The organism is Loktanella sp. M215 (genome assembly GCF_021735925.1).
In the GTDB taxonomy this organism is placed as follows: Bacteria; Pseudomonadota; Alphaproteobacteria; order Rhodobacterales; family Rhodobacteraceae; genus Loktanella.
On the sequence record NZ_WMEA01000006.1, the window covers coordinates 37,723 to 62,180 of the forward strand.

A 24,458-nucleotide genomic window follows, 5' to 3' on the forward strand; every position below is an offset into this window, starting at 1 on the left:
AGGCCCGCATCACCCCTGATGCGGGCCTTCGCTATTTTACATAATATGTATCGCATGCGAAACATTTGGTTTTTGTAATGTATTTTTGAAGGCTTGTTTTATGCTAAGAAGCGGTTGCGAAGTATTGCACGTCACCGTTCTTGCGAGTGGCGAGCGCAGATCTCTTCGAGATCAATCTTCTCGGGTAGTTGTCGTTATATTTGCGTTGCTGACCATCTGATGGGCTTCGTCGTAACGGCCGCGGCGGCCCAGCAGGCCGTCGCGCAGGCCCATGCGCATCATTTTGTAGTAAAGGCGGCGTTCGGTGCCTTTACAGTGCCGTCCGCGGCGCCACCAGATCAGGGTGTAATAGACGAGGGCCGCGGGAAAGATCAGCGGGCCTGCGGCCTGGCGCGCGATGTCGACGCCGTTGCGGCAGTGGTAGTATATCTTCCACAGGGGGCGGTAGACGAAGCCGTCGCCCATGGTGCCACAGTCGTGGGTGAAGCGGACCTTGGGCACGAAGGCCATGGCAAAGCCCGCCCGGCGCAGGCGCAGGGAATAGAGCACGTCGTCGCCGTAGATGAAGAGGCCGCCTTCGGGCAGGTCGGCTTTTTCCCAGGCGCTGGCCTTGACGAAGTAGCCGACGAAGGAGGCCACGTCGATCTGGATGGCCGGGGCATCGGGGGCGAATTGCGAGTCGGTCAGATGAAAGCCCGACCGTGTGCCGCGCAACAGGGTCCGCGCGAAAAGGCCAAGGTTCCAGAACGGATTGCGCGAGGGGCGGTTCATCTCGCACAGGGTGCCGTTGGGATAGAAGACCGCGGCGACGACGATGCCGAGATTGGGGAAATCAGATTCCAGCGTCGGTGTCTCGCTGCGAAACGTGGCCAGCGCGCCGGGCTGCGGGCGGGCGTCGTCGTCCATCAGCACGACCCAGTCGGGAGAGAGGTGATCGCGGGCGTAGGCCATCCCGGCCTCGAACCCGCCGGCGCCGCCGGTGTTGGTGGGCAGGGTCACGACGTGGACGCGGGCGTCACCTTGCGTCGCCAGCCAGTCGGGGGTGGAATCGGTGCTAGCGTTGTCGACGACGACGATGTGGTCCACGTCCTGATCCAGCAGGGTGGGCAGGGTGATCTGCAACTGGTCGAGCCGGTTGAAGGTGACGACGATTGCCACAAGACGGGGGGCGACGCGCGTCACAGCGGCGCCTTGGAAAAGCGTGGGGCAGGGGTGCCGGTGCTGCGGGTGGCGAGGAAGGCCTGGGCGAGGTCCAGCGCCTCGCGGATCGTCACGTCCATGTCGAGGTAGCGGTAGGTGCCGAGGCGGCCGACGAAGGTGACGTTCGGTGCCGTCTGCGCGAGGGCCACGTAGTCGGCCAGCAGGGATTTCTCCTCTGCCAGACGGATCGGGTAATAGGGGATGTCGTCGGGCCCGCAGGCGCGGGGGAATTCACGGTAAAGCACTGATTTTTCGTGGCTTTCCCAAGGGGCGAAGTGTTTATGTTCGCTGATGCGCGTATAGGGCACGTCTGCGTCGGGATGGTTCATCACCGCACAGCCTTGCCAGTCACCCATCGCGCGGAAGACCTCGAAATCCAGCGTGCGGTAGCCAAGCCGCCCAAGGCGGTAATCGAAGAACCCGTCGAGGGGGCCGGACCAGAAGACATGGTCCCACTGATCGGCCTCTGCGGGGTCGAAAACAGTCTCTAACACCACAGTAATGCCCGGATGATCGAGGATTGCCGCGACAAGGGCAGTATAGCCGTCCTCTGGCATGCCCTGATGGCGGTGAAAGAAGTAGTTGTCGTCGTAGGTGAAGCGCAGGGGCAGGCGTTTCAGGATCGACGCGGGCAGATTGCCGGGCGAGGTGCCCCATTGTTTTTCCGTGTAGCCCTTGAAGAAGGCGGCGTAGAGATCGGGGCCGACGAAGGCCAGCGCCTGTTCCTCGAAGGTCTGGGGGTCGGGGATGTCGGCGGTCCGTGCGGCGACGAAGGCGCGCGCCTGATCGGGGCGCAGGGCGGTCCCGAAGAACTGGTTGATCGTATGCAGGTTGACGGGCAGGGAATAGACCTGACCGGCCACGGTGGTCTTGACCTGATTTTTATAGTCCCGAAACCGGGCGAAACGCTGCACGTAGTCCCAGACGCCGTCGTCGTCGGTGTGAAAGATATGCGGCCCGTAGGTATGGACCATGACGCCTGTGTCCGCATCGCGCGCCGTGTGGCAGTTGCCGGCCACATGGGGGCGGCCATCGACCACGGTGACGGCGTGACCGGCCTCGGCCAGTTGCCGTGCCAGCACGGCACCGGACAGGCCCGCGCCCACCATCATCAGCCGTTCGGTCATCCTGCCCGTCTCCCTCTCGCGGTTCCTTGCCGCGCGGCTTAGCTGAAAACCTGCGCCACGGCAAAGGGGCGCGCACCCTTGGGCCAGGTGCGGGGCAGGGCGGGTCTTGTGGCTTGCGCGACAGGGGCCACAAAGGGTATGCGCAAGGCAGAGATTGACGAGGCAGACAGGCACCGGTTTGCGGTGCGGCATCCCGGGGGAGCCTTCATGACGGTCACGTATCGCCGCATCGCCATGCTGGGCCTGTGCCTGTGTATGGGATTGGTGCTGTCGGCTTGCAACCTGCCCCGCGGTGCGGGGTTCCGTAACGAGGTGCTGTCGGCCAAGGCGGGCGTCGATGCGAACGGTCAGCCGGTCTATGACTTTGCTGTGTTTTCCGTCACCCGGGCCAGCCTGCCGCTGCTGGCGGGATGGCCGGGCAATGCCACCGGTACGCTGCCCTGGATCGGGCGGGTGGATCAGCCTGCCAGCATGATCATCAGCCCCGGCGACATGCTGAAGATCAGCATCTGGGACGCCGAGGATAATTCCCTGCTGACCCGCCCCGGCGAGCGCGTGGCGCAGTTGCAGGACGTCCAGGTGGGACCCGACGGGCGGATCTTTCTGCCCTTCGTGGGCAACATGAAGGTGTCCGGCATGGCCCCTGACACCGCGCGCGAGCGCATTCAGGACATGCTGCTGAACACCGTGCCGTCTGCACAGGTGCAGCTGAGCGTGGCCCCGGGGCGCGCCAATACGGTGACGCTGGCGTCGGGCGTGCGCAATCCCGGCATCTATCCGCTGGTCGACCGCAACGTCAGCCTGCTGTCGCTGATCGCGCAGGGCGGCGGCGTGCCGGAGAGCACGGTCAATCCCCGGGTCAAGCTGTTCCGGAACGGCAAGCCCTACGGCGTGTCGCTGGAGCGGCTTTTCGCGGAGCCGAACCTTGATACCACGCTGCAGGGCGGCGACCGGGTGCTGGTGGAGGCCGACGACCGCTATTTCCTGTCGTTGGGTGCGGTGACGCGGGAATCCCTCTATCCTTTCCCCAAGGACCGCGTCAGCGCGCTGGACGCGCTGTCGATCATGGGCGGCGTGTCGGCGCTGCGGGCGAACCCGCAGGGCATCCTGATCCTGCGCGACTATCCGGCCTCTGCCGTGCGGCCCGTGGCCGATCCGAAGGTCCCCAGTCCGGAGGGGCCGCCGCGCGACCGGGTGGTCTTTACCATCGACCTGACACGCGCCGACGGGCTGTTCAGTGCCGGCAAGTTCCAGATCCAGTCCGGCGATCTGGTCTATGTGACCGAAAGCCCGCTGGGTACGGCGACCACCTTGCTCGGCCTCATCACCAACGTGACCCTCGCCCGGCAGCGCCTGCAGCAGTAATCCGCGCGGGGTCGGCATCCTGTTGCCGACCCCGCGCCATCCCGCAAGGCGCGGGTTGTTTCCGCGTCCTGCCGCGTCCTACACCCCCCATTGTCCACGATCCGGCAACGCAGAGTTGCGGGTTTCGACGGGTTTGCCCCTTTCGGGGCAGACCCGTGCCCCGCCCATGACCCATTTGTTAACTCTTGTCGGCCTATATTTGTAAGGGATGCGCGCCGGATCTGCCCCGGTGTGCGTCCGGTATCTGGATGTAGAGAGCGAGACTACCATGTCGCTGACCGCGGGTGAACAATACCTGATTGAACTGATCAACAGGGGGCGTCTGGACCCTTTGGGCGAAGCGGCCCGTTACAACCTCGATCTGAATGCCGGCCTTCCCGCCGGGACCATCGGAACCCAGGCGCTGCAGGTGCTGGCCCCCAATGCGGCGCTGGAAACCGCGGCCACGAACCACAGCGACTGGATGGTGGCGAACGACAGCTTCTCGCACGGCGGGGCGGGCGGGTCCAACGCGGGCGACCGGATGCAAAGCGCGGGCTACGTCTTTACCGGGACATGGGGCTGGCGTGAAAACCTGGCCTGGCTGGGCACCACCGGCCGGATCGACATGGAAGCGTCGATCGCCCAGCATCACGAGGGGCTGTACCGGTCGCAATCCCACCGGGAGAACACCTTTGCCGCCGAGATGCGTGAAATCGGGATCGGTCAGGTCGGCGGGTCCTTCACCTATCAGGGCACCACCTACAATTCGTCCATGGTGACCGAGAAGTTCGCCGTGTCGGGCACCGATGTCTTCGTCACCGGCGTCGCCTATCGCGATGCGGACCGTGACGATTTCTATTCCATCGGCGAAGGTCGTCAGGGCCTGCAAATCTCGGGCGGCGGCTCTTCCGACACGACCGCAGGCGCGGGTGGCTACGCGATCCGGATGGCGGCGCAGGACGATGTCGCCATGACCGTCGCAGTGGGCGGCAGGATCATGGGGCATCTGGTCGTCGACGTATCGGACGGAAACGTCAAGCTGGACGTGGTCACCGATGCCCAGGGACGCGAGGTGGCGCATGTCTCGTCCTCGGCCACACTGCTGGACGGGATCCGCCACGCCAGCTTGCTGGGCAGCGCCGACCTTGACCTGAACGGACAGGGTGCGCGGAACCGTCTGAACGGTAACGGGGGCGACAATGACATCCGGGGCGGCGGCGGGGGCGACTGGATCCACGGCGAAGACGGGAACGATCACCTTTTTGGAAACCGTGGCAACGACAGGCTTTACGGCGAAGATGGCAGAGATCTGCTGAACGGTCATAGCGGTCGGGATCGGCTCTGGGGCGGCGCCGGCGACGATCGCATGGATGGTGGCAACGGCAAGGATGTGCTGAAAGGCGGCGGTGGCGACGACACGATGTTTGGCGGACGGCACCGCGACATCCTGAAAGGCGGTGCAGGCGACGACGTTCTGAACGGTGGCCACGGCAACGATGTTCTGCGCGGGAATGGAGGGGCCGATACCTTTGTCTTCGACCAAGGGCGCGACCGGATCAAGGACTTCCGCGACAACGTCGATACGATCGTAATCGATGCCGACCTGGCCCGCGGCCAGAGCGTGGCGGACATTCTGGATGACGCATCCATCTCTCATGGTCGCGCGATCCTGGATTTCGGCCACGGCGATGTGCTGATAATCGACCATGTCGACAACCTGAACATTCTGGCCAACGACCTGATTATCAACTAGGCCTGCGCACCGCCCACATCCGGGCGATCTGCACGAGGCGTCGATGACCAAATCCACACAGACGGGCCCCCTGATCCTGGGCGCCTCGGGGCGCGTGGGGCGCGCGCTGGCGCGGGCCTGGCCGGCGGATTCGCCCGCCCCCCTGCGCCAGAGCCGCGACGGGGCAGGGGACACGCTGGCCTGGGACATCCTGAACGCCTCCGCGCCGGATCTGCCGCCCATCGACAGCGTTGTCGTGCTGGCCGGCATCACCCACGGTACGGTCGAGGCCCTGGCGCTGAACACCCCGTTGGCGCAGGCCGGCGCGGATCTGGGGGCAAGACTGGGCGTGCCGGTGTTTGTCGCGTCATCACAGGCGGTCTACGGCCCGCAGCCGGGTCTGCTGCGGGAAGATCAGACCCTGAAACCCACCGGCGACTACGGCCGCGCCAAGGCGGCGATGGAGGCCGCCGTCGCCGGACCCCATGTCACCCACCTGCGGATCGGCAACGTGGCGGGCTGCGACGCGCTGGCCGCGGGGATCGCGCAGGGCGGCGTGGTGCTGCACCGCTTCGCGGACGGGCAGGGGCCGCGTCGGGCCTATTGCACGCCGGGGGACCTGGCACGGGTGCTCATCGCTCTCGCGGCGGCGCCTGCGCGGCCGCCGGTGGTAAATGTTGCGCGTCCGGGCCTTGTGGCGATGGCGGATGTGCTGGATGCGGCCGGCGTCGCCTTCGACTGGACCCCGGCCCCGGCCGAGGCGCTGCCTGAAATGGCGCTGGATGTGACCCTGTTGCAGGGCATCTGCCCAATGCCCCCCGCCGATGCGGCCGCCGTGGCCGGGGCGCTGACATGACGCTGCCCAAGCGGCTGCTGGACCTGACCCTGACGCTGCTGCTGGCGGTGCTGCTGGCTCCGGTGCTGGTGCTGCTGCTGGCGGTGTTGGCGGTGACGGAAGGGCGGCCCTTCTTCTATGTCTCGGAGCGGATGCGCGCACCGGGGCGGCCCTTTGGCCTGATCAAGTTGCGCACCATGCCGGTCGGCGCGGACCGCGTCGGGGGCGTCACGGGGGGCGACAAGCAGCGCAGCCTGTCGCGGATGCACCGGCTGCTGCGCCGCAGCCGCGCAGACGAGATCCCGCAGCTGTGGAACGTGCTGCGCGGCGACATGAGCCTCGTCGGCCCGCGTCCGCCCCTGCGCCGCTACGTGGAGGACTACCCGGAGCTCTACGCCGCCGTGCTGCAGAGCCGGCCGGGGATCACCGGTCTGGCGAGCCTCGTCTACCACGGCCACGAGGAGCGGCTGCTCGCCGCCTGTGCGACGCCCGCCGAGACCGACGCGGTCTATCGCCGGCGCTGCATCCCCGCCAAGGCGCGGCTCGACCTGATCTATGCCCGTCACCGGAGCCTGTGCTGGGACCTTGCCCTGATCGGGCGGACGGCACTGAAACCCTTTCACAGAGACTAGATGTAGTCGATCTGCGCGGCGAGCGCGGTCCAGTCGGTGATATGGTCCAGCGTCAGGCGGTTGCCCCCGCCGAAGTCCAGCACCGTGTCGCCGCCGACCACGGTCGCATACAGGAACAGCACGTCGGCAGGAATCAGGTTGCCGTCCCAGAGATCGGATTCCAGCGACAGACGATCCAGTCCGGTGTCGAAATCGGTGATCCGGTCCGCACCGGTCGCAAAGACGAAGGTGTCGGCCCCGGTCCCGCCAGTCATGACGTCGTCGCCTTGGCCACCGTCGAGGGTGTCGCTGCCCGCCCCGCCGTCCAGCCGGTCGCCGTCCGCGTTGCCCAGCAGGGTGTCGCTGCCAGCGTCCCCAAGCAGCACGTCGAAGCCTGCGCCGCCCGTCAGCAGGTCGTCGCCCTCGCTGCCGTCGATCCGGTCGTTGCCTGCGCCACCATCGAGCTGATCGTTGCCGGTGCCGCCGTAAAGCGTATCATGGCCCGCAGCACCGGTCAGCGTATCGTGATCGGCGTCGCCCAGCAGGGTGTCGTTGCCGTCGCCGCCCGTCAGCAGGTCGTCGCTGGTGCCGCCCAGCAGGGTGTCGTGACCGGTACCGCCGTCCAGCAGGTCGTTGTCCGCATCGCCCGAAAGGATGTCGTTGTCCGCGCCGCCCGACAGACGGTCGCGGCCGTTGCCGCCCGACAGCCGGTCCACCCCGGCCCCGCCAATCAGGCTGTCGTCGCCGTCGCCCCCCAGCAGCACGTCGTGGCCGGTGCCGCCGTCCAGCAGATCACGCCCGGCCTGGCCCAGCAGCACGTCGTTGCCATCGCTGCCATAAAGCCGGTCGTTGCCGTCGCCGCCGTCCAGACGGTCGTTACCGCCGCCGCCATCCAGCAGGTCATCGTCGATACCGCCGTAGAGCAGGTCGCCCCGCCCGCCGCCGGCCAGCAGATCCCGGCCGCCCTGTCCGAAAAGCTGGTTGCTGCCGCTGCCACCATAAAGCCGGTCGTTGCCGCCCTGTCCCTGCAGGATGTCCCGCCCGGCACCGCCCTTCAGCAGATCGTCGCCCCCGCCGCCTTTCAGCCGGTCGGGTCCCGCCCGGCCGATCAGCACGTCCTGGCCCGGTCCGCCCTTCAGGAGATCCTTGCCGCTACCGCCGTTCAGCCGGTCATCACCCACCCGCCCGATCAGCGTGTCGCGGCCCCGGTCGCCGAAGAGCCGGTCGCTTCCGCCGCGGCCGTCGATCCGGTCGTGGCCGTCGCCGCCGCGGATTTTGTCGCCGCGTCCGGTGCCCCGAAGCGACTCGTCCGCCGTGGTACCACGAAGCCTTGTCCCCTTCACCGCCGAGATCTGCGGCGCGAGAAAGCCGATGCCGGCGATCTGCAGGGTGGTTGCGAGGGTTGGGGCCGCGTTGCCGCCGGACCCGGCGGCGGGCAGTTTGCCGGTGCCGCCGCCACCGGTGCCGCCAACGTCCGCCGCCGTCCCGGTGTTTGAACGCTGGGGCAGGTCGGGGGCGGGCATGACTGGGCCGGGATAGCCGGGGCGGATCACCAGCGGGATGCGCGCGCCGCCCATCAGCTCGGCGTCGGAGAGCACGCGGTGGTCGATGGGTTTGCCGTCGGCGGCGTTCACCACCAGCACCTCGTCGCCGTAGGTGATGGTGAAGCCGGTGGCGGTGATGGCAAAGGTCAGCTGCGCGCGCGCGCTCAGGAAGTCCCAGCCCGAGAGGTCGAGGCGGTCCACGCCGACCTCGAAATTCTGAATCGTGTCGCGGGCGCCGTCGCGCGCGAGGACAAAGATGTCGGCGCCGGATCCGCCGAAGAGCGTGTCGGACCTGGCCCCGTCGCGCAGGATATCCTCGCCCGCGCCGCCGTGCAGCACATCGTTGCCCGCCAGCCCTGTCAGCAGGTCGGCGCCCGCCCCGCCCGTCAGCGTGGTGTTGGCAGTGGTCGCGGTCAGGGTCTGTCCCGCGGGTCCGATGTCGTAGCGCAGGCGGGTGATCCCGTCCTCTGACGCGGAGGTCACGAAGATGTCGAGGCCGTCGCCGGACCCGGTGGCCGCAATGGCCGAGACGTTGGCCAGCGTCATGGCGGTCGTGTCGGCGATCGTGGCGCGTGTCACCATCTGCCCGTCGGGCAGCAGTTGCAGCACGGTGATCCCGTCGTCGGCCCCGCCCGCGATGACGAAGACATCGCCGCGGTAACTTACCACCTCGAGTGCTGCGACATCGCCGAAGCGGGTGTCGCGGGTGTCGAGCAGGTGGTCGGTGACGGTCAGCGAGCCGTCGGCTTCCGTCCGCAGGACGGTGAGGCTGTCGGTGCCGGCGGCGGCCACGACCAGAAAGGTGCGCCCGCCCGTGGTGACGCTGGCGAGTGCGGTCGGGGTCGCGATCCAGAGGCCGTCGGCGTTGCCGGTGGTCGCCACGGGGGTGAGCGTGCCGTTTGCGGCGACGGCGAGGGTGCTGATGCCGTTTTCCGTGGCCGAGGCGGCATAGAGGTAGGTGTGACCCGCCACAGTGGCGGTCGCGGTGCCGCTGACTTGCCCCAGATACGTGTCGGCCCGGTCGGTCAGGGTCTGGCTGGTGAGGAGCGTGCCGTCGTCGCGAAAGAACAGTTGCCCCAGACCGTCCCGACCGGCCAGTCCGCCGTAGACGACGTGGTTGCCGTTCGAAAGGTCGATGCTGGTGGTGTGCTGGAGCGTGCCCCATGTCCCGGTGGTGCCCGCCAGCGTGGTCCCCGCGGACAGGGTGCCGCCCGCACCGGGCGTGCGCAGCACCAGCGCGCCCGCGGCCCCGCCCCCCGTCAGCAGGGCGGGGCTGGCCCCCAAGTTCACGGTGCTGATCCAGCCCAGATCACCTGGGGTCAGGGTGCCGCGGTGCGCCTCGCTGTCGCGCAAGGTCAGGCCCGCGCCGGTGATCGTCCAGCTGTCGAGCCGTCCGTCGTGGCGGGTGGTGGCGTAAAGCTGGCCGTTCAGGACCGCGAGGTCCGTGACATGCGACATATCGGCGGCGCCGGCGCGCAGGACCGTCGTGATCCGTGTCAGCTCTCCCATTGTTGCGCACCCAAGCTCTTGCCCCGTAGGCCTTCGTGTTGCGGGGCGGGCGGGCGCGGGACGGGCGCAAATGGGTCGCAGCGGTGTCTCTTGCCGCAGCTTTAAAGGGTTTTTGCATCAAGTTGCGCGTAGTCTGCGCGCATGCACCCGGTGCGCCGGGGACGCGGCGTTTCGCCAAAAATGACGTATGCACCGGCGGATGCTTGAAAAATGCGGTCCAGACGCCCAGAAGAGCGGGACAGCAGGGATGACGGGAAGCGATGATATACAGATGGATCAGCGCCATGTCGCGCCGCGCCAAGCGGGCACTGCTGCTGAGCGTGGATGTCGCGTTGATCCCCGTGGCGCTGCTGGCGGCGGCGGCCCTGCAGGGGACGCCCGGCCTTGACGGCGCGGCACCGGGCGGCGGCATCGTCGCGCACTGGCTGGCGCTGCCCCTGCTGATGGCGGTCGGGGGGCTTCTGTCATCCGTGCTGGGCCTGCCGCTGATCCAGCTGAAATCCTACGAAAGCCACGCCATCGGCCTGACGGCGGTGCATGCGGTGCTGCTGGGCTTGGCGGCTGCGATGATGGACGACATGGCGGGCTTTGCCACGCCGCTGGCGAATTTCATCAATTTCGCGCTGGTCTATTTCCTGCTGGCGGTCAGCGCGCGCATGGGGATGCTGCAGCTGTTGCTGGTGATCTACCGCCGCGGGCAGGACCAGTCCCGCGTGCTGATCTACGGCGCCGGTGCCACCGGGCGGCAACTGGCCGCGGCGCTGCGCACGGACGAGACGATCTTTCCCATCGCCTTCGTCGACGACAGCGTCAACGTGCAAGGCACGATCATTCAGGGGCTGACCGTCTATGGGCCGATGGCGATCCCCGCGCTGATCGCGGCCCACCAGATCGACCGGGTGCTGCTGGCGATGCCCTCGGCCCCGCGGCCGCGGCAGGCGCAGCTGTCGCGCAGGCTGGAGGATATGGGGGTCGAGGTGCAGGCGGTGCCGTCCTTTGCCCAGCTGACCGGACGGATGCCGCTGGTGGACCAGTTGCAGCCCGTGGTGCCGGGGCAGTTTCTGGGGCGCGCGGCGCTGGACGCGGCGCTGCCCGACGGCGGGGCCACCTATGCGGGCCGCGTGATCCTGATCACCGGCGCCGGCGGGTCGATCGGATCGGAGCTCTGCCGTCAGCTGCTGGCGCGCGCCCCCGCCAAGGTGGTGCTCTGCGAGATCAGCGAACTCGCCCTTTATACCATCGACATGGAACTGCGCGCCCTGCTGCGCCGCCAGAAGACCGAGATCGTGCCCGTGCTGGGGTCGATCACCGACGCGGACCTGATGGCCCGCGTGATGGCCACGCACCGGGTGCAGGTCGTGCTGCACGCCGCCGCCTACAAGCACGTGCCGCTGGTGGAAAAGAACCCGGTGGTGGGGATGTCCAACAACGTGCTGGGCACGCAGGTGCTTGCGCAGGCCGCGGCGAACGCGGGGGTCGAACGGTTCATCCTGATCTCGAGCGACAAGGCGGTGCGGCCGCAGAACATGATGGGCGCCTCCAAGCGGATGGCGGAGCTTGTGGTGCAGGATCTGGCCAGCCGCAGCAAGGGGCGCACGGTCTTTACCATGGTGCGCTTCGGCAATGTCATGGGGTCGTCGGGGTCGGTCATCCCGCTGTTTCAGGACCAGATCCAGAAAGGCGGCCCGGTCACGCTGACCCACCGTGAGGTCACGCGCTTTTTTATGACGATCCCCGAGGCCGCCAAGCTGGTGCTGGTGGCGGGATCGTTTGCGTCAGGCGGCGATGTCTTCGTGCTGGACATGGGGGATCCGATCTCGATCTACGACCTTGCGCGCCAGATGATAGGGGCGGCGGGTTACGCGGTGCGCGACGCGGCCAACCCCGACGGCGATATCGAAATCCAGATCACCGGGTTGCGCCCCGGCGAGAAGATCCACGAGGAGCTGCTGATCGGCGAAGGCCAGTTGACCACGCCGCACCCCAAGATCCTGCAGGCCAACGAGGCGGCCCTGTCGGAGATCGAGGTCGCCTCTGCCCTGAAGGCCCTGCGCCGCGCGATCGAGGCCGCCGACGAGGTGGCCCTGCGCGCGGTCGTCGCCCGCTGGGTCGAAGGCGGCGCGCATTTCGCGGGCGGGGCCGAGGGCCAGATCTGAGGAGCCTGCCGCGACTGACATCGCGTTTCAGGTCGATCGTGATGATCCGCCAAGGCAGACTCAGGCCGGGTTGAACCCTGCTTTCGCTGTGGAGGGGTGCGCATGTGCCGCATTCCTGCTGCGCCAGACCACCCGGAACAGGACGATTCCACCAGCAAACAGCACGGGGCCTAAAACGGAAACCGGTCGAGCGAACTCATCGTTCATGATAAGGTCGATGATAGCCGTGAGCGAAATCCCGTAGGTGCCGACGATTAGGATTGCAGCGGCAATCGTGTATCGTTCTGCCTTGCTGGCATGATGCATCACCGTGTCGATCAGCAGACAGGCGGCGGCGGCCAGCATGGCGAGATCGTAGTCGTAATTATAGGGACTGATCAGCGCCGACACGAAAACTCCGGCTCCCATCAAGACACGCGGCGGCAGCTTGGCGCGGCTGAGCAGGACCAGCGCCCCGAGGGCCGTGGCGACCCCCGTCATGTGCAGGGACAGCGCCACCGCGTGTCCGAATCCGAAGGACAGACCGAAGGCATAGAGCGAGGTCATGCGATACATCGCGAACCGTCCCTCCCGCAGAACCTCTGCGGTTTCAGAGATCCCCCCCAAGGCCGCGGCCCAGACACCGGTGCCGAACACCAGCGTCGTCAGTGCCGCAAAGAGGCCGATCACCGCAAAGGACTGGACGGCCATGCCCCAGCGGCGATCCAGCAGCGACCAGATGCCGACGCCCAGGGCCAGATGCGGTTTGATTGCCATCAGACCCAGCGGCACGCCGGACCAGCGCGACTGGCGCAGCGCCAGTACGCAGGTCAGCCCGATCAGGCCGCCGGTCAGGAAACCGTTCTGGCCCGTCCGGATGATCAGCAGCGTCAGGGGCAGGAAGAGGACGAGGATCGTGTGGAACGCGGGGCCGGCCAGCGTCCGGACGACCCGGACGTAGAAGGCCAGCGTCACCACCATGAACAGGATATAGGACGGTGCGGCGGGCAGCAGCGACAGCGGGGCGACCACCAGATCGAAGAAGGGCGGATAGCTCCAGAACATATCGAAGCCGGTGAAGCCGGGCAGTTCGGCCTGTCGCAGCATGAAGGTCTCTACCGCATAGGCCGCAGGCAGGTTGCCTTCCGCGATCATGATGCTGACCAGATGGAAGATGTCGAAATCCACCAGGTTCTCTTTCCCGAGCAGGACCGGGAGTGCGAATTCGAGTGCCACATATCCGATCAGGGCCGCGGTGACCGCAGCCACCACAGCCAGCGTCGCAGGTTTCAATTGTATCATGGGGATACTCCGTATCGCGACTCCGGTGGGGTGACCGCAAGTCCTGCAAAGACCCAGAGACGGGCCACGAGAAAGGATGACGCCGGCACGACCCCGGCGACCAGCGCCATCGCCAGCCTGATGTCGCCACCGCTGCGCGTGCAAAGGGCCGTGATCAGGCTGCTGACCGCCAGGGACGTCACCGACAGGACGATGAAGCGGCACAGATGCCGCCACTGCGGATCCTTCACCCGGAACGTCACGCGCAGGTGGCCCTGGAACGACACGCCGACGGCAGCGGTGAATCCGGCCAGATTGGCCTGCAGGGGGGACAGGGCAAACATGTATGTGGTCAGCAGGGCGACCCCGACATGGGTCAGCGTCGCCGCCACGCCGACGACGGCGAAACGTCCCAACTGGCCCAGCCAGACCGGTCCGGGCCGGGGATCCCTGCGCATGGACTGTCGCACTCTAGTCCTCTGCGCCGTAGGTCGACCGGACCACGAACATCGGTCTTTCCCGAACTTCCGTCAGAATGCGGCCGATGTATTCCCCCAGGATCCCGATCGCGAACAGGTTCAGACCGCCGAAGGTCAGGATCAGCAGGACGAGGGAGGCATAGCCCGGCACATCGACACCGAACAAAAGGGTGCTGACGAAGATGCAGGCCGCGTAGAGAAACGACAGCAGACCAAGCCCGGTGCCGAGATAGGTCCAGATCCGCAGCGGTTTGGTCGTCGATCCGATGATCCCGTCCAGCGCCATGCCCCACAGCCGCCAGTAGTTCATCGTGGTCTTGCCCCGGCTGCGGGCGTTGCGCGCAAAGGTCACCTCTTCGGTCTTGAACCCGACCCAGCTGAACAGCGCCTTGTTCAGGCGCACCCGCTCTCCCATCGAGCGCAGGACGTCGACGACCTGCCGGTCCAGCAGGCGGAAATCACCCACGTCGGACGGCATCGGATAGTCCGACAGCGCGTTGAAGGCCCGGTAGAAGGCGCGCGCGGAGGTGCGTTTTGCCCAGCTGTCGCTTGTCCGGTCGCTGCGGCGTGCGTTGACGATTCTGGCCCCCTGCCGCCATTTGTCGACCATGTCCGGTATGATGCTGACGTCGTCCTGCAGGTCGACGTCGACCGGAATGACGGCAGCGCCGCGCGCGTGTTCCAGCCCGGCGCAGAGTGCCGCCTCCTTGCCGAAATTGCGCGACAGGTTGACGAGGCGAATGGCGGGATTGTTGTGCATGAAGGACCGGATCGCGAATTCCGTGCCATCGCGGCTGCCGTCATTGATGAACAGGATTTCGCACCGGAGCGAGGGCGCCAATTGTTCAAGGATCGTGGCCGTTGCATCCAGAAACGGCCCGATCGCGCTTTCCTCGTTATACACGGGGACGACCAGCGTCAGCAGGGTCTGCGTCTCGACGGGGGTGGCGTCGGTCGACAGGTTGAGTTTGACGATGCTCATCGTGTCATCCCATGGCGATGTCCGTGCGTGACGATGTGTCTCGCGGTGCTCGGTCAGAGGCATGGGGGGCAACATTGTTCATAAAATGGCCACCTGTTGCCATATTCGTGAAAAATCCGACCGTGATGTGCCCTGGCCGGTCGGACAACCGGACGTCGGTGTCGTCAGAGCAAACGCGCGTGTCGTCCGGTCACCGGGCCGCGCGTCCGATCCGCTGGCGTATCATGTGCGGGTCATCCGAATAGGCTGACGTAGGCGAAGGAATAGATCGAGAAGGACCCGAAGACGAAGACGAGGATGACTTCCGTCACGGCGATGACGAAAAACAGAAGCGCATACCGGTCCCGTTGCGCCGGATAATCGTTCCAATAGAGCAGGGCGATCATCTTGAGGGCAAAGAGGATAGAGATGAAGCCCCCGCCGCGGATGTCGAAAGGGATCCCCAGCCTGATCAGGATCGTGACGCCCAGATTGACCATCTGGAAGGCGATCAGCTTGCGGGCCTGATACGATGTCATCATGATATCAGTTCACCCGATCCGACCGCCCGGCACAAGTTGAATGACATCTGTGGCAGGCCGGTCGCCACCGGTGTTTGCCGGGGGCACGCGGGTCCGCTAAGACGGGCCGACACCTCCTTGAAAGGACCCATCCCATGCCCCCCAAGTTCGGCACATCCGGCCTGCGCGGTCTTGTCACGGAACTAACCCCCGATCTGGTGGCGGACCATGTGCGCGCCTTCATCCATGCCTGTCCTGTGGGCACGGGCCTGTTCGTCGCGCGCGATCTGCGGCCGTCGTCGCCCGCCATCGCCGACATGGTGATCGCCGCGGCGCGGGGCGAGGGGGTGGACGTCACCGACTGCGGTGCGGTGCCGACGCCGGCGTTGGCGCTGGCGTCGATGGGGGCCGGGGCCGCGGCGGTGATGGTGACGGGCAGCCATATCCCCGCCGACCGCAACGGGCTGAAATTCTATGTCACCCACGGCGAGATCGGCAAGGCTGACGAGGCGGCGATCCTGGCGGGGCTGTGGCGGGATGCGGGCGGTCACGCCGGAACAGTGACTGAAAATACGCGCGCCGGGGCGGATTACGTGGCACGCAACGTGGGCGCCTATGGCCCCGCGCTGACGGGGCGGAGGATCGGCGTCTACAGTCACTCCGCCGTGGGCCGCGATCTGCTGCTGGAAATCGTCGCGGGGCTGGGGGCATCGGTCGTGGAACTGGGGCGGTCGGAGAGGTTCATTCCCGTCGATACGGAGGCTGTCGATCCCGCGATCCGCGCACAGCTGCGGGACTGGGCGCAGGCGCATGGCCTTGATGCCATCGTCTCGACCGATGGCGACGGGGACCGACCGCTGCTGACGGACGAGACCGGAGAGGTCATCGTCGGCGACATCCTGGGGCAGATCACCGGGCAGAGCCTCGGAGCCGAGGTCGCCGTGACGCCGGTGTCGTCGAACACCGGAGCGGAACGCCTGTTCGGGCGCGTGGTCCGCACGAAGATCGGCTCGCCCTTCGTGATCGCCGGCATGGCAGAGGTCGGGGGGCGTGTCGTAGGCTACGAGGCGAATGGCGGCTTCCTGCTGGGCTTCGATGCGGAAGGCCCCGCGGGGCCGCTGCCGGCACTGGCGACGCGGGACGCGGTGCTGCCCTTCGTGGCGCCGTTGGTCGCGGCGACGGAGGGGCTGGCGGCGCTGGTGGCGGCGCAGCCGGCGCGGTTCACCGCCGCGAACCGGCTGCAGGAGGTGCCGACGGAGAAATCGCTCGCGCTGGTGGCGTCGTTCGACAGCGATGCAGGTAAGCGCGCGGATTTCCTGTCGCTCTTCGATGGCCAAGAGGCCAGCGTCGACCGCACCGACGGGTTGCGCATGACCCTGACCGACGGCCGGATCGTGCACCTGCGCCCCTCGGGCAATGCGCCGGAACTGCGGTTCTATGCGGAAGCCGACACGGCGCAGGCGGCGCAGGAGATTCTGGCAACGGGGCTGAAGACCCTGTCACAGGCGCTGGCCGGTTGATCCGGACGGAGTGAGGGATGCTCATGCAGGACGCGGCGGACAGGATGCTATGACAAGCGAGATGATTGATTCTCTTCAAACGGCGGGCTTGCCGGACCATATCGGCATGACCGCTGGCGGACGGCTGGTCCTCACGGGCGGGGCGCACAATGTGGCGAACCTTTTCACGGGCCTGAGTGCGCCTGCGCCTGAGGCCATCGCGGCCTTTCGCGACAACCACCTCGCCCGGCGCGCCTGGTGCGCGACGCGGGGGGATCGCATTCTCGCAATGGGTGTTTCCAGATGCCATCGTGCTGGCCAGGCTGTCCGCGCCGCAGGGCGGGGCGGCGGGGCAGGGCGGTCTCGACCTGTCGCAGGTCCGGTCCGTCTACGAGACGAGTTTCCGCTTTGACGGAGACACGGCGGACGTTCATTACCCGATCGGACTGCTGCAAGACCATCCCGACCGGCAGACGCTGACCGATAGCCATTACAGCGATCTGGGCCACCTGCATCTTGCGGCCGAGGTGGCGCGGGTCATGCTGGGCCGGCAGGAACCGGAACATGTCGCAGCCCGTGTCGCCAGCGCCCGGACCGCGACGGTGGTGGGCGACCTGGGCGTGCAATGCGTGCCGCAGCGCCACGAGAAGCGCATGCGCCTGCCGGCACCGGCACCTTGCTGATCTTCGGGGATTCCTTTTTCCGCTGCCTGCTGGACGAACTGATCTTCTACTGGGACAGCATCGTCTTCGTGCGCAGCTCTCATTTCCATCATGAGCTGGTGTCGGCGGTCAGGCCTGCCGCGATCCTGACCGGCATGGCGGAACGCTACATCGCGGCACAGGTGCCTGACGGCCGGCGTCCGCATTTTCTGGCCTTTCCCCTGGCCGCGGGCCGGGCGCAAAGCCCCGATCCCGCCTTTGCGTAGATGTGGACCCGCCTGGTGGATCAGACCGCCTCGGCCCGGACACAGGATGCCCTTCCCGCGGCATCCGCTACCCCCGCGCCCGCGCCCGCGCCACGCCCAGCGACGGACGCGGGCGCGGCCAAGGTCACGGAACAGACCGCCTTTGCCCTGTGGCGGATGCGCGAGGGCGATGCCTCGGGTCTGCAGGGGGCTGCGCTGTCCGCGATGTGGGCCGCGGCACGACCAGGCTATCTGCGCGAGGCGACGACCCTGCTGGCGACGATGACGGCGCGCGGCCTGCGCATTTCAGCCACCGGCACCCCATGATCGCGGATTCCCCGCCCGGGCCGACGGCACCTTTGACATTCATGGGATCAGACCGTAATGCCGAGACCGACGACTGTGGCCACCCCCGCAAGCCGTTCCAGCGGGACGGCGGAACGGATCGCCGGCGCCGCATGTAACGACGTGAGGGACCCTTCGGTGACAGCAGAGCAGGCGACCCGGCCGGACTAGCGTATCGCCGTTGTCGTTCTGGGGATGCACCGGTCCGGGACATCCGCGCTGGCCGGGATGCTGGCCCGTCTGGGATGCGACGTGCCGCGCGACCTGTTGGAGGCCGCGCCGATGAATGCCAAGGGTTTCTACGAATCCGGCGGCATCAGTCAGATGAACGACGAGCTGATGCAATCCGCCGGGTCCAGCTGGTTCACCTGGCAGCCTTTCAGCGACAGCTGGTTCCGCGCCCCGCAGGCACAGGCCGGTCGGACGCGGGCGATGGCGCAGTTGGAGGCCGTCTACGGCGATGCGGCCTTTCCGGTGATCAAGGATCCGCGGATGTGCATGCTCGTGCCGTTCTGGGAGACCGTTCTCGAAGCGGCGGGCTACGCCCCGCGCTATTTGCACACCCATCGTCACCCGCTGGAGGTGGCGCAGTCGCTTGACCACTGGGCGGGCTATGACCAGGGCTACGGGCAGCTGCTGTGGCTTCGCTACGTGCTGACGGCAGAAGCCTCCACCCGCGGGCAGGTCCGACACTTCACCTCCTATACCCGGCTGATGCAGGACTGGCGTGCGGTTGCACGTAACGCGGGCGAGAGCCTCGATCTGGTATGGCCGCGCCAGTCGGACAGGGCCGCGGCGGAGATCGACGATTTTCTCGACCGCGACCTGTCTCATATGCAGGCCCGCGACGACCATGCCTCGGACCGGCAGCGGCTGGCGCCCTGGGTCGCCACCACCTTCGCGATCTTGGAACGTTGGAACGTTGGAGCGCGCAGGGCGAGGACGCGGCCGACCATGCGACGCTCGACGGGATCCGGGCGGCCTTCGACGTGGCGACCCCGGCCTTTTCGGCTGCGGTAGAGAGCGGGCGCACGGATACGCTGGCCCGACGGCTGGCGCAAGCCGAGGCGGCCCGAGATGCCGTGGCGGCCGAGCGTGATGCCCTGAAGAACGCCATGGCGGCTGAACGCGATGCCCTGCGCGACGAGAGGCAGGCGCTGCTGCGCGATCTGCGCAACCGGCATCAGCAGGCGCTGCAGGCCACACGCGACCAGCTGACGACGGCTCTGCGCCTGAGCAATGCCCATGCGGATGCGCTGGTGTCCGACGCCCGCAAGCAGCGCGACGCGGCCGAACGGAAACTGCGCGCGATGACCGTCAGCACCTCTTGGCGGTTGACGGCACCCCTGCGCGGGGTTGTGCTGGGTTTGCGCCGGGTGACGGGGCGGGGTTAGGCTGGCTCGCCGGGCGACGGGGGTCGCCGTGACAACGACAAGGCAGGGTTTGCGATGAACCTCGACATTCAGTGGAGTTCCCGATGAGCACTAGGACCGAAGGCCAGCGTGCGCATCCGGCCGGAACCGCCCCGATCGTGACCGCGCGGCAGGTCTTTGATCGCATGTTCGACGCCACTTGGTATCTTGCGGCCAATCCCGACGTCAGGGGTTACAAGCCGGGGCCGAAGGATCATTACCTGCGCTACGGCTATGCCGAGCGCCGCAATCCGCATCCGCTGTTCGACGTGGCCTGGTATCTGGCGCAGCGCCCCGAACTGGCGAAGGCCCGGATCGAACCGATGAGCTGTTATTTCGATGGCGACTGGCGCCGTCTGTGCAGCCCGCACCCCCTGTTCGATCCGGCCTGGTACCTGCTGGAGCATCCCGAGCTGCTGAAAAAGGGCGTCGAGCCGATCCAGCATTACCTGCAGCAGGGCTGGAAGGACGGTCACACGCTGCATCCGCTGTTCGACGTGTCATGGTATCTTGCGGCCTATCCCGAGATCGCGAGAAGCGGTACGGAACCGCTGAGTCATTTTCTGACCTTCGGATGGACGGCGGGCCATCTGCCACATCCGCTGTTCGATATGGCCGACTACCGGACGCGCTACCCCGACCTCGATGTGGCAGGGCTGAACCCCTGGCTGCACTACATCACCGCAGGCTGGCGCGAAGGCCGTCGTCCGCACCGCCTGTTCGATGCGGACTGGTATCAGAGGACCTATCTCGACGCGGTTGCGCCAGTGCGGGAACCGCTGTCGCACTACCTGTCGGAGGGCTGGCGCGAAGGGCTTCGCCCCGCGCCGGACGGCGCGGCCTTGAATCCTGCGCCGGACGGCGCCGTCCCGAAGCCTGCGCCGGATGCCCCCGCCGCCGATGCGGCCCCTCTCTATACCCAAGTCCGCGAAAGCCTGCTGCGGGAGCGGCGGCTGTCGGTATCCGGCAGACGCGGCGTGATCGGGATGGTGGTGCACGAGACCGGTGTCGGCGGTGCGCCGCATGTCCTGCGCCAGTTCACGCAATGGCTGCGCGACCGCACCCGGTTCGATGTGCGGATCGTCGCGATGAAGGGCGGGAACCTGCGCGCAGGTTTCGCCGAGGTCGCGCCGCTTCTGGTGCTGGGCGATCTGCCCGCGGCGGACCGCACCGATGCCCTGCGCCGCTTTCTGGGCGAGGATGTCCGGGGACTTTTCATCAATTCCGTCGCCAGCGGCGGTGTGCTGGACCATGCCGACCCCGATCTGCCCGCCGTGGCCTTCATCCACGAGCTGCCGCAGGTGCTGGAGATGTTCCCTGCCCAGTTCGACCTGATCCGCAAGCGGGCGGCGCGGGTGATTGCGGGCGGGCCCGGGGTGATGCGGGTCCTGCAGGCGGACGACGGTTTCGACGCCGACCGGCTGGCAGAAGCGGTCAGCTTCATCGAGGCCCTGCCGGAGCGGACGGATTTCGCCGCCCGGCGCGCCGCCGCCCGCCGCGATCTGGGGTTGGCCACGGATGCACTGGTCGTCATGGGCTGCGGCGTCGTCCACTGGCGCAAGTCCCCCGAGGTCTTCATCGCGGCGGCGCAGCAGGTGCTGTCCCGCGGCATCGACGCGCATTTTGTCTGGCTGGGCGGCGGCCCGGACCTCGCGGACTGCGAAGCCCGCATCGCCGCCGCGGGGCTGCAGGACCGGATCCGCTTCACCGGCTACGAGCCGGATGTGCCCGGCAAGATCGCCGCGGGCGACGTGTTCATGCTGTCCTCGCAGGAGGATCCGTTCCCGCTGGTCGCGCTCTATGCCGCGCAGGCAGGCCAGCCGATCGTCTGTTTCCGCGAGGCGGGGGGCATCGAAGGCTTCGTCGCCGAGGGCAGCGGCATCGCCGTGCCCCACATGGACGCCACGGCGATGGCCGATGCGGTGGCACTTTATGCCGCCGATCCCGCGCGGCGGCAGGCCGACGGCGCGGTGGGCCAGGCGCAGGTCGCACGTCGTCACACGATGGACGTCGTGGGCCCGCTGCTGCTGCATCACCTGCGCGAGGCCATGGGCCTTGCGCCCGAAGTCAGCGTCGTCGTGCCGAACTACAATTACGTGGATTATCTACCCGAGCGACTGTCTTCGATCGCGGCCCAGACCTTCCAGGATTTCGAGGTCATCCTTCTGGACGACGCCTCTCCCGATGCGTCGGTCCCGCTGCTCGAGGCCTTCGCCGCCGCCCGGCCTGGCACCCGGCTCGTCGTGAACGCGCAGAACTCCGGATCGCCCTTCCGGCAATGGTTGCGCGGAATGGATCTGGCGCGGGCCGACCTGATCTGGATGGCCGAAGCGGATGACCGCTGCACGCCGCATCTGCTGGAGACGCTGCTGCCCCGGTTCGACGACCGCAACGTCCGGCTGGCTTATTGCGCGTCCCGGCCGATCACCTCGGACGGGCGCGTGATCGGCGACTACCGCGCGCTCTACCTCGACCGGATCAACGCGGGACGCTGGGACCATGACTACACGGCCACCGACCACGAGGAGGCCAACGCCGGGCTGGGCATCGCCAATTCCCTGCCCAATGCCAGCGCGGTGATGTTCCGCAACTTCCGCCCCGAGGATGCCTTCGTGTCGGAGCTGACGCAGATGCGGCTTTGCGGCGACTGGTATTTCTACGTGCGGGCGATGCGGGGTGGGCTGGTCGGCTTTGCCGCTGCGGTGATGAATGACCACCGTCGCCACGACAAGACCGTGACTCATGCGCTCGAAGGCTCGATGCGCTATTTCGACGAGCTGGCGACCGTGCGGCGCTATCTGGGGCGCACCTTCCGCCAGGACGCGGTCGCGCGCGACCGGATTGCGGCCTTTCTGGCTGATGATATCGCTCGCTTTCGGGTGCCGGACCCCGCCGCCCTGCCAGTCGTGCCACCGGGTGAGAAGGCGATCCCCTCGCTGCTGATGGTGGCACCGGACCTGTCGCCGGGGGGTGGACAGGTCTTCGCGATCTCTGTTGCCAACGAATGGGCGCGCCGCGGCGGGCGGGTCGTGCTGCTGGATGTCGCGCACCAGCCGCCGCATCCCGCGATGCTGGCCAAGATCGCGCCGGAGGTGGTGCTGCTGAGGGCCGATGCGGAGGGTGCCGACCTGGGCACGCTGATCCGGCGCTTCGATCTCGACCTCGTACATTCGGGGATCTGGTGGGCCGACCGCTGGGTGGACATGCAGCGCGACCATCTGCCGGCGGACATGCCCTGGGTCATCAGCATGCATGGCTGCCACGAGACCTTCATCGCCAATCCGAAGATCGACAGGACTTTCGACACCCGGATGCGGCGGATGATCGACCGGGCAACCTGGGTCCATACCGCCGACAAGAACCTGCAGATCTTCGACACCTACGGCCGACCACCGGGATTGACCAAGATCGCCAACGGCATCGCCGTATCCCCCGCCACGCTGGACCTGACCCGCGAGAGTCTGGGATTGCGGCCGGAGGCCATGGTTCTGTGTCTGGCCTCGCGGGCGATCGCGTCCAAGGGCTGGCGCGAGGCAGTGCGCCTGACCGCGCGGCTCAATGCCGAAGGTCACGCGGTCGATCTGATGCTGATCGGCGAAGGGCCGCTGGCCGACGAAACCCGTGCCGAGGCGCCGACCCATGTCCACCTGACGGGGCAGGTCACGCATCTGCAGGATTATCTGCGGCTGGCCGACGTGGGCCTGCTGCCCAGCTACTTCGTGGGTGAATCGATGCCGCTCATCCTGCTCGAGATGATGGCCGTGGGCCTGCCCCTGGTCGCCACCCGCACGGGAGAGATTCCCGACATGATCGGCACGGGCGAGGCCGCGGCAGGCCTGCTGGTGCCGCTGAAGGGCGAGGGGCTGGACGAGGAGGCCCTGCACGCGGCGGTGATGAGCTTGATCACGCGGCCCGAGACGCGCGCCGCGATGGCGGCTGCCAGCCGCGCACGCTTCGCGGCGGATTTCACCATCGCGAAGATGGTCGATCGCTACGCCGGACCCTATGCCCGCATCCCCGACGCCGCCGGCCGAGCGTCGAGGGAGGTCGCATGAAGCTGATTCTGCACATCGGCCTGCAGAAGACAGGCACGAGCAGCGTCCAGGTGATGCTGGCCAGTTCGGCGGAGGCGCTGGCCGAACAGGGCATGGTCTATCCAGCGCTACCTTCGCCGCGTCAGCCCAGAAGCGGGGTCTGGACCTCGCCATTCCGGCACAACTGCATCGCCGGCACCTACGCGGATTTCAACAGCGTCTTCGAGATCATGACCGCCGCCGAGGCGGCCGTGTTCTGGCACGACCTCAGACGCGGCGGCCGCACGCCGATCCTGTCGGCCGAGGAATTCAGCCGCCAGCGGGATTTCACCTCGCTGAAGGCCGCGCTCGACGGCTTCGAGGTCGAGGTCGTCGTCTATTTGCGCCGGCAGGACAGGTATGTCGAATCGCTCTACAACCAGCAGAACAAGATTCTGGTGCAGCGTGGCGACCAGTCGCTGATGTCCGAGGGGTTCCTCACGACGCCGGACCTCGATCATTTCGTCCGACGGTCGGGATATCGCGGCATCCTGGACTACGCCGACCTGCTGCACCGGGTGGAGACCCAGCTGACCCCGGCCCGGATCCACGTCAGGCATTTCGACCGCGCCGCGATGCGCGGATCGGACGTCTGCAGTGATTTCTGTGATGCCATCGGACTTGATCCCGGCCTGATGCACCGGCCACGCCAAGAGGCCAACCAGTCGATCCGGAACGACGTGCTGCACCAGTGGAAGGCGGCCTTCATGACGGGCGGCCCCGACGCGGGTGCCGCCTTCCTTCGCGATCTGAACGCGATGATCGCGGTGGGCGAGGACATGTCGGGCAGCTACACGATCCTGTCGGAGGAGGAACGTGCGGCCCTGATCGGGGAATATGCCGCCGTCAACGCGGCTGTCCGTGACCACTACGGTGTGGACCTCGACAGGCCCGGCGGGCCTACGGTCTGACGATGGGACAGGACGGCGATGACAGGGCG

Annotated in this window: 20 protein-coding genes; 13 read left to right on the plus strand and 7 right to left on the minus strand. The window is 67.2% G+C overall.

What is annotated here, in order from left to right:
- Positions 1 to 171: 171 nt before the first annotated feature.
- Together GLR48_RS23445 and GLR48_RS23450 are read right to left on the minus strand one after the other, a co-directional pair.
- Entirely contained in the window at positions 172 to 1,182 is a 1,011-nt protein-coding gene (locus GLR48_RS23445; protein ID WP_237066344.1) for a glycosyltransferase, read from the minus strand.
- Positions 1,179 to 2,327 carry a UDP-galactopyranose/dTDP-fucopyranose mutase family protein gene (locus GLR48_RS23450; RefSeq protein WP_237066346.1) on the minus strand — a complete coding sequence of 383 codons (1,149 nt, stop codon included), beginning with the start codon at positions 2,325 to 2,327 and terminating at the stop codon, positions 1,179 to 1,181. The genes GLR48_RS23445 and GLR48_RS23450 overlap by 4 nt, the downstream gene beginning before the upstream one ends.
- Positions 2,328 to 2,534: 207 nt before the next feature.
- On the opposite strand from GLR48_RS23450, the gene GLR48_RS23455 reads away from it, so the two are divergent.
- From GLR48_RS23455 to GLR48_RS23470, 4 genes are all read left to right on the plus strand, one after another.
- Positions 2,535 to 3,692, plus strand: coding sequence for a polysaccharide biosynthesis/export family protein (locus GLR48_RS23455; RefSeq protein WP_237066348.1), 1,158 nt, complete (start codon positions 2,535 to 2,537; stop codon positions 3,690 to 3,692).
- Between the two features lie 268 nt (positions 3,693 to 3,960).
- Positions 3,961 to 5,427, plus strand: a complete 1,467-nt coding sequence (locus GLR48_RS23460) for a CAP domain-containing protein (RefSeq protein WP_237066350.1) — start codon at positions 3,961 to 3,963, stop codon at positions 5,425 to 5,427.
- A gap of 43 nt (positions 5,428 to 5,470) precedes the next feature.
- Positions 5,471 to 6,262 carry an NAD-dependent epimerase/dehydratase family protein gene (locus GLR48_RS23465; RefSeq protein WP_237066352.1) on the plus strand — a complete coding sequence of 264 codons (792 nt, stop codon included), beginning with the start codon at positions 5,471 to 5,473 and terminating at the stop codon, positions 6,260 to 6,262.
- Positions 6,259 to 6,873, plus strand: coding sequence for a sugar transferase (locus GLR48_RS23470; RefSeq protein WP_237066353.1), 615 nt, complete (start codon positions 6,259 to 6,261; stop codon positions 6,871 to 6,873). Before GLR48_RS23465 ends, GLR48_RS23470 begins: the two co-directional genes overlap by 4 nt.
- Here GLR48_RS23470 and GLR48_RS23475 read toward each other — a convergent pair.
- Positions 6,870 to 9,905, minus strand: a complete 3,036-nt coding sequence (locus GLR48_RS23475) for a calcium-binding protein (RefSeq protein WP_237066355.1) — start codon at positions 9,903 to 9,905, stop codon at positions 6,870 to 6,872. The two genes, GLR48_RS23470 and GLR48_RS23475, sit on opposite strands and share 4 nt — an antisense overlap.
- 260 nt (positions 9,906 to 10,165) lie before the next feature.
- Between GLR48_RS23475 and GLR48_RS23480 the strand changes: the two genes are divergently transcribed.
- Entirely contained in the window at positions 10,166 to 12,061 is a 1,896-nt protein-coding gene (locus GLR48_RS23480) for a polysaccharide biosynthesis protein (protein ID WP_237066357.1), read from the plus strand.
- Between the two features lie 60 nt (positions 12,062 to 12,121).
- On the opposite strand, the gene GLR48_RS23485 is transcribed toward GLR48_RS23480, so the two are convergent.
- From GLR48_RS23485 to GLR48_RS23500, 4 genes are all read right to left on the minus strand, one after another.
- Positions 12,122 to 13,342: a glycosyltransferase family 87 protein gene (locus tag GLR48_RS23485; protein ID WP_237066360.1), complete on the minus strand. Its 1,221-nt coding sequence runs from the start codon at positions 13,340 to 13,342 to the stop codon at positions 12,122 to 12,124.
- Positions 13,339 to 13,779, minus strand: a complete 441-nt coding sequence (locus GLR48_RS23490; protein WP_237066362.1) for a GtrA family protein — start codon at positions 13,777 to 13,779, stop codon at positions 13,339 to 13,341. Before GLR48_RS23490 ends, GLR48_RS23485 begins: the two co-directional genes overlap by 4 nt.
- 13 nt (positions 13,780 to 13,792) lie before the next feature.
- Positions 13,793 to 14,782 carry a glycosyltransferase family 2 protein gene (locus GLR48_RS23495; RefSeq protein WP_237066364.1) on the minus strand — a complete coding sequence of 330 codons (990 nt, stop codon included), beginning with the start codon at positions 14,780 to 14,782 and terminating at the stop codon, positions 13,793 to 13,795.
- A gap of 233 nt (positions 14,783 to 15,015) precedes the next feature.
- Positions 15,016 to 15,303 carry a hypothetical protein gene (locus GLR48_RS23500; protein ID WP_237066365.1) on the minus strand — a complete coding sequence of 96 codons (288 nt, stop codon included), beginning with the start codon at positions 15,301 to 15,303 and terminating at the stop codon, positions 15,016 to 15,018.
- A 134-nt stretch (positions 15,304 to 15,437) separates the two neighbouring features.
- Here GLR48_RS23500 and GLR48_RS23505 point away from each other — a divergent pair, with 134 nt between their 5' ends.
- The 8 genes from GLR48_RS23505 (at position 15,438) to GLR48_RS23540 (ending at position 24,429) form a co-directional block, all read left to right on the plus strand.
- Entirely contained in the window at positions 15,438 to 16,802 is a 1,365-nt protein-coding gene (locus tag GLR48_RS23505; protein WP_237066367.1) for a phosphomannomutase, read from the plus strand.
- Between the two features lie 290 nt (positions 16,803 to 17,092).
- Entirely contained in the window at positions 17,093 to 17,464 is a 372-nt protein-coding gene (locus GLR48_RS23510) for a hypothetical protein (protein ID WP_237066369.1), read from the plus strand.
- Entirely contained in the window at positions 17,458 to 17,709 is a 252-nt protein-coding gene (locus tag GLR48_RS23515; RefSeq protein WP_237066371.1) for a hypothetical protein, read from the plus strand. Before GLR48_RS23510 ends, GLR48_RS23515 begins: the two co-directional genes overlap by 7 nt.
- Positions 17,710 to 17,724: 15 nt before the next feature.
- Entirely contained in the window at positions 17,725 to 18,015 is a 291-nt protein-coding gene (locus tag GLR48_RS23520; protein WP_237066374.1) for a hypothetical protein, read from the plus strand.
- 213 nt (positions 18,016 to 18,228) lie between these two features.
- Positions 18,229 to 19,053: a sulfotransferase family protein gene (locus GLR48_RS23525; protein ID WP_237066376.1), complete on the plus strand. Its 825-nt coding sequence runs from the start codon at positions 18,229 to 18,231 to the stop codon at positions 19,051 to 19,053.
- The gene (locus GLR48_RS23530; RefSeq protein ID WP_237066378.1) at positions 19,023 to 19,427 is read left to right on the plus strand and encodes a hypothetical protein; all 405 of its coding nucleotides are present in this window, start codon (positions 19,023 to 19,025) and stop codon (positions 19,425 to 19,427) included. The genes GLR48_RS23525 and GLR48_RS23530 overlap by 31 nt, the downstream gene beginning before the upstream one ends.
- A gap of 83 nt (positions 19,428 to 19,510) precedes the next feature.
- Complete coding sequence (locus tag GLR48_RS23535) at positions 19,511 to 23,500, plus strand: glycosyltransferase (protein ID WP_237066379.1); 3,990 nt, start codon at positions 19,511 to 19,513, stop codon at positions 23,498 to 23,500.
- Positions 23,497 to 24,429, plus strand: a complete 933-nt coding sequence (locus GLR48_RS23540; protein WP_237066381.1) for a hypothetical protein — start codon at positions 23,497 to 23,499, stop codon at positions 24,427 to 24,429. Before GLR48_RS23535 ends, GLR48_RS23540 begins: the two co-directional genes overlap by 4 nt.
- Positions 24,430 to 24,458: the final 29 nt, after the last annotated feature.

Excerpts from the sequence above, each read along its gene's own strand:
- GLR48_RS23475 (WP_237066355.1), bottom strand. The coding sequence starts at position 9,905 with ATGGGAGAGCTGACACGGATCACGACGGTCCTGCGCGCCGGCGCCGCC.
- GLR48_RS23480 (WP_237066357.1), top strand. The coding sequence starts at position 10,166 with ATGATATACAGATGGATCAGCGCCATGTCGCGCCGCGCCAAGCGGGCA.
- GLR48_RS23495 (WP_237066364.1), bottom strand. The coding sequence starts at position 14,782 with ATGAGCATCGTCAAACTCAACCTGTCGACCGACGCCACCCCCGTCGAG.
- GLR48_RS23525 (WP_237066376.1), top strand. The coding sequence starts at position 18,229 with ATGCACCGGTCCGGGACATCCGCGCTGGCCGGGATGCTGGCCCGTCTG.
- GLR48_RS23485 (WP_237066360.1), bottom strand. The coding sequence starts at position 13,342 with ATGATACAATTGAAACCTGCGACGCTGGCTGTGGTGGCTGCGGTCACC.
- GLR48_RS23470 (WP_237066353.1), top strand. The coding sequence starts at position 6,259 with ATGACGCTGCCCAAGCGGCTGCTGGACCTGACCCTGACGCTGCTGCTG.
- GLR48_RS23535 (WP_237066379.1), top strand. The coding sequence starts at position 19,511 with ATGAGCACTAGGACCGAAGGCCAGCGTGCGCATCCGGCCGGAACCGCC.
- GLR48_RS23450 (WP_237066346.1), bottom strand. The coding sequence starts at position 2,327 with ATGACCGAACGGCTGATGATGGTGGGCGCGGGCCTGTCCGGTGCCGTG.
- GLR48_RS23540 (WP_237066381.1), top strand. The coding sequence starts at position 23,497 with ATGAAGCTGATTCTGCACATCGGCCTGCAGAAGACAGGCACGAGCAGC.
- GLR48_RS23465 (WP_237066352.1), top strand. The coding sequence starts at position 5,471 with ATGACCAAATCCACACAGACGGGCCCCCTGATCCTGGGCGCCTCGGGG.
- GLR48_RS23490 (WP_237066362.1), bottom strand. The coding sequence starts at position 13,779 with ATGCGCAGGGATCCCCGGCCCGGACCGGTCTGGCTGGGCCAGTTGGGA.
- GLR48_RS23460 (WP_237066350.1), top strand. The coding sequence starts at position 3,961 with ATGTCGCTGACCGCGGGTGAACAATACCTGATTGAACTGATCAACAGG.
- GLR48_RS23500 (WP_237066365.1), bottom strand. The coding sequence starts at position 15,303 with ATGATGACATCGTATCAGGCCCGCAAGCTGATCGCCTTCCAGATGGTC.
- GLR48_RS23455 (WP_237066348.1), top strand. The coding sequence starts at position 2,535 with ATGACGGTCACGTATCGCCGCATCGCCATGCTGGGCCTGTGCCTGTGT.
- GLR48_RS23505 (WP_237066367.1), top strand. The coding sequence starts at position 15,438 with ATGCCCCCCAAGTTCGGCACATCCGGCCTGCGCGGTCTTGTCACGGAA.